4 protein-coding genes and 3 pseudogenes are annotated in these 3,654 nt (G+C 68.3%); 3 read left to right on the top strand and 4 right to left on the bottom strand.

Translation table 11 applies throughout. The features are described from left to right. A partial coding sequence (locus CUT39_RS08355) for a hypothetical protein (protein ID WP_157930554.1) occupies positions 1 to 542 on the bottom strand: 542 nt, incomplete at its 3' end. A 311-nt stretch (positions 543 to 853) separates the two neighbouring features. On the opposite strand from CUT39_RS08355, the pseudogene CUT39_RS21905 reads away from it, so the two are divergent. Further along, a pseudogene (locus CUT39_RS21905) lies at positions 854 to 999 on the top strand (DUF1048 domain-containing protein); the annotation flags it as partial. A 41-nt stretch (positions 1,000 to 1,040) separates the two neighbouring features. After that, positions 1,041 to 1,354, top strand: a pseudogene (locus CUT39_RS08350) (DUF1048 domain-containing protein). On the opposite strand, the pseudogene CUT39_RS21710 reads toward CUT39_RS08350, so the two are convergent. From CUT39_RS21710 to CUT39_RS08335, 3 genes and pseudogenes are all read right to left on the bottom strand, one after another. After that, a pseudogene (locus CUT39_RS21710) lies at positions 1,302 to 1,553 on the bottom strand (hypothetical protein); the annotation flags it as partial. The pseudogenes CUT39_RS08350 and CUT39_RS21710 sit on opposite strands and share 53 nt — an antisense overlap. Beyond that, complete coding sequence (locus CUT39_RS08340) at positions 1,550 to 2,026, bottom strand: hypothetical protein (RefSeq protein WP_100445515.1); 477 nt, start codon at positions 2,024 to 2,026, stop codon at positions 1,550 to 1,552. The gene CUT39_RS08340 and the pseudogene CUT39_RS21710, both read right to left, overlap by 4 nt. Continuing rightward, positions 2,023 to 2,340 carry a hypothetical protein gene (locus CUT39_RS08335; RefSeq protein ID WP_100445514.1) on the bottom strand — a complete coding sequence of 106 codons (318 nt, stop codon included), beginning with the start codon at positions 2,338 to 2,340 and terminating at the stop codon, positions 2,023 to 2,025. Before CUT39_RS08335 ends, CUT39_RS08340 begins: the two co-directional genes overlap by 4 nt. 98 nt (positions 2,341 to 2,438) lie before the next feature. Between CUT39_RS08335 and CUT39_RS08330 the strand changes: the two genes are divergently transcribed. Next, positions 2,439 to 3,650: an RNA-guided endonuclease InsQ/TnpB family protein gene (locus CUT39_RS08330; RefSeq protein ID WP_100445513.1), complete on the top strand. Its 1,212-nt coding sequence runs from the start codon at positions 2,439 to 2,441 to the stop codon at positions 3,648 to 3,650. Positions 3,651 to 3,654 lie beyond the last annotated feature (4 nt).

The following is a 3,654-nucleotide window of genomic DNA, read 5'->3' as shown; positions in this document are numbered from 1 at the left end:
GGGTGGTGGACGTCGGGTTTGCCGCAGTCGCCGTCGTAGGTCTGGTCCTCGGGCGGGTGGACCCGGGTGGTGAGGCAGGCGCGGACGGTTACGACATCGATGTCGGGTGGCTCGATTCCGATCCAGGCGGTGGGGGTGAGCTGGGCGCGGAAGTCGATCGGGTTGTCGTCGGGGATGGGGACGACCTCGCGGTCCACTGCGGTGGCGGCGGTCTCCCAGTCCGCCTCGTCGGCGGTGTCGTCGAGGTCGTAGGCCTGGAGTTCGATGTAGGGGACGACCGGTACGAGGTAGTTGCAGTCGCCGAGGTTGGCCGACTGCGCCTGTCCCCGGAGGTTGACCGCCGGGGGCTGGGGAGGGTGCGTGGCGGCCCAGGACAGTTGGCCCTTGGTCTCGGTGAAGGTGCAGGTGTCGTCGTGTTCGGCGAAGAACGGTTGCGGTGGTCCTTCGGGGTGGTGGCCGGCGGCGGGCGCGGTGAGGCCGAGGGCGAGCAGGGTTCCCGCGGTCACGGCGAGCGCGGTTTGGGCCAAGCGCAAGGGTTTCATTCGGACTCTCCTGTGAATAGTCGGTTCGGAATGGAGAGTGCTCTACGGCGGAGGGTGCGTGTACAGGCAGGGCCGTGGATTTCGAGGACGTCGCCTCCTGTTGGGGGCCTTACGTACTGCGATGTCAGCTCGAGCGGTGAGGCAAGCCTAACATCGAGGAATATCGATAAACAAGGGAACGCCCGGCCGTCGATTCGGAAACACTGCATTGACGGCCGCGGTGAGGCGCCCGCCCCGCAGAGGAAGTGGTCGACGCCGAACCTCCACGTCGGGCGGTCCCTACGGTCCTGGCACGAACGACCGCGCCCCGGGCGGCCGACCGCCAGAGCGCCACGGAGGCACTCGGGGACGACATCGTCGCGCAGTGGCCGAAGGGCACGGCCCGAGGGACCACCGGGACCGTTGGCGCGAGCAACTCGACAGGAACGTCGCGCGCAAACCGAACCGGCCGGGAGGCCGACATGAGCATCCGGGACCAAGCGGCAGTGGCGGGCACACATGGCTCGCGTCAAAGCGATACGGTCGACTACCGGATCGTCGACGATGAGATGCAGAAGTATCCGTTCAAGGTCGGACCGGCGTCGTTGACCGACGGGGGCCTGCTGTCCGAGAGCCTCGATCTCTTCGAGAGCGGCGCCACCTCAGGCAAGGGCGCCATAGCATTGATCGGCCCCGACATGGCCGCCTCCTGCGACGGCCTGATCGGCGACTCGCCAACATATGCCGACCTCTACCAGGAACACCTAATCGGTTGCTACGGGGCTCTCTGGGCGTGGCACCGGCGGCGAGGAGTCCTCCGGCCGCAGGTATGAGGGCGAGGAGCCATACGCGGTGCCTGCCGCCTGTGAGCAGGAGAGCGGTTATGAAGGTGGCCGTGTAGGCGAGACCGTGGAGCGGGCCGAGGACACTGGACACGGATGGGTGGTGGACGGTGGCCAGGTTCGCGATCATGAGGGTGAACGTGGCCAGTTCCGCGGCTCCGAGGAGGTGAAGGGTGCGGCGCGGGCTCACGGGCCGACTCCCGTTGTCGATCCCGGACGGTAGACCATCAGGACGACCACGATCGCCCAGAGCAGGTTGAAGATCCCGGTGTCCATAGCGAGCCGCCGCCTGGCCCGAGAAGAGGTGCCCTCGGCGCTCGGGTTCGCATCGATCGCGGCCAGGGCGAATCGCTGGCCGGGGAGGATGCGGGTGATGAGGATCGTGGCCGCGGCGCTGGTGAGGACTATAGAGGCGATGAGCCAGGCGTCGGTGAGGACGCCGAGGCCGGCGGCGGTGGCCAGGCCGAAGACCGGCACGAGGATGCCCACGACCGCGTAGACGCGCGTGATGCGGTGCAGCACGGCTGCCACCGCGGGTTTCCGCGGGTCGTCTTTCGCTTCGGCGGCCGCGAGCGCGGGTGGGAACATGCTGGAGGCGATGGCGATCGGTCCGACGGTGAGGATCGCGGCGAGCACGTGGACCGACAGGAGGAACGCGGTCATGCGCCGCGCCGTTCGCCGGTCACCTCGGTGCGTGGGAGCCTCCCGGCCCGCGAAGTACCGGTGAGCCGGTCTCCGGCTACGGTCACCTCGAAGGCGAGGTTCAGCCGCAGCGGTTTGGTGATGCGCTGGGTCCAGGTGACGCGCTCGCCTCCAGGCACCGGCTCGCGGGCGAGGTCGTCCACGGGGACGGTCTCTCCGGCGGCGCTGGCGGTGCCGTTGGTGCCGGTGCCGGTCTCGGTGAACTCGTAGTCGGCGTCAATGGTGCCGATGGGGGTCTTCATGCGCAGGTGCCAGGTGCCGATGATGCCGTTCATCAAATCTCCTTCGAGGAAACCCTGGCCTTCAGGCCAGGGAGGAATCGAAGCCCCACCCCAATGTGGGGCTTACACGCAAATTGTCTATGATGTGAGGCGTGAGTGTCCATGCGCGCCACCGGGCCTACCGGTTCCGGTGCTACCCGACCCCGGGCCAGGCGGCGAACCTGGCCCGGACGTTCGGATGTGTGCGCCTGGTCTACAACAAGGCGCTCGACGCCCGCACCAAAGCGTGGTATCGGCGCAAGGCGCGGGTCACCTATGCCGACACCTCGGCGCTGCTGACCAAGTGGAAGCGGCGGAACGACCTCGCGTTCCTGGGCGAGGTCTCCTCGGTCCCGTTGCAGCAGGCCCTGCGACACCTCCAGAAAGGCTTCGCGAACTTCTTCGAGCAGCGCACCGGCTACCCGTGCTTCAAACGCAAGCGACACCTGGTCGGCTCGGCCGAGTACACCCGCTCGGCGTTCAAGTACACCGGCGGCGAGCTCACGCTCGCGAAGCACGATGCGCCGCTGCGCATCAAGTGGTCCCGGCCGCTGCCGCACGGGGCGGCCCCGTCGACGGTGACCGTCTCCCGCGACGCGGCCGGGCGCTGGTTCGTCTCGCTCCTGATCGCAGAGGACCTCCCGACCCTTCCAGAGAACGACACGGCGGTCGGGGTCGACGCCGGGATCACCAGCCTGCTGACGCTCTCGACCGGCGAGCACCTCACCAACCCGCGCCACGAGGCCCGCGACCGGGCCCGCATCAAGCGGCGGCAGCGTGAGCTGTCGCGCAAACAGCAAGGCTCCAACAACCGCAGGAAAGCCCAGGTTCGCCTGGCCCGCGCGCACGCGCGGGTGTCGGATCGGCGGCACGACCACCTGCACAAGCTCACCACTCGATTGGTTCGCGAAAACCAAACGATCGCGATCGAGGACCTGAGCGTGCGCGGGATGCTCTCGAACCACACCCTCGCCCGCGCCATAGCCGACGCCTCCTGGGCCGCCTTCCGCCGCATGATCGAGTACAAGGCCGGGTGGTACGGCCGGGGCCTGGTCGTCGTCGACCGGTTCCTGCCCTCGTCCAAGACCTGTTCGGCCTGCGGCACCATGAAACCTGCGATGCCGCTCGCCCAGCGGGTCTTCGAGTGCGCCGCCTGCGGCCACCGCGAGGACCGCGATGTGAACGCGGCGAAGAACATTCTGGCCGCCGGGCTGGCGGTTGCGGCCTGTGGAGCCGGTGTAAGACCTCAACGGAAACCTCCGGGCGGGCAGTCGGCAACGAAGCAGGAAACCCAGCCGGCGACGGCTGGAACCCCCTCCCTTTAAGGGA

Source organism: Glycomyces xiaoerkulensis, assembly GCF_002798405.1.
GTDB classification, from domain to species: domain Bacteria; phylum Actinomycetota; class Actinomycetes; order Mycobacteriales; family Micromonosporaceae; genus Glycomyces; species Glycomyces xiaoerkulensis.
This window is presented reverse-complemented; position numbering and strand designations above follow the sequence as displayed.

Coding starts and splice junctions, on each gene's coding strand:
- CUT39_RS08335 (WP_100445514.1), bottom strand. CDS start 2,340: ATGAACGGCATCATCGGCACCTGGCACCTGCGCATGAAGACCCCCATC.
- CUT39_RS08340 (WP_100445515.1), bottom strand. CDS start 2,026: ATGACCGCGTTCCTCCTGTCGGTCCACGTGCTCGCCGCGATCCTCACC.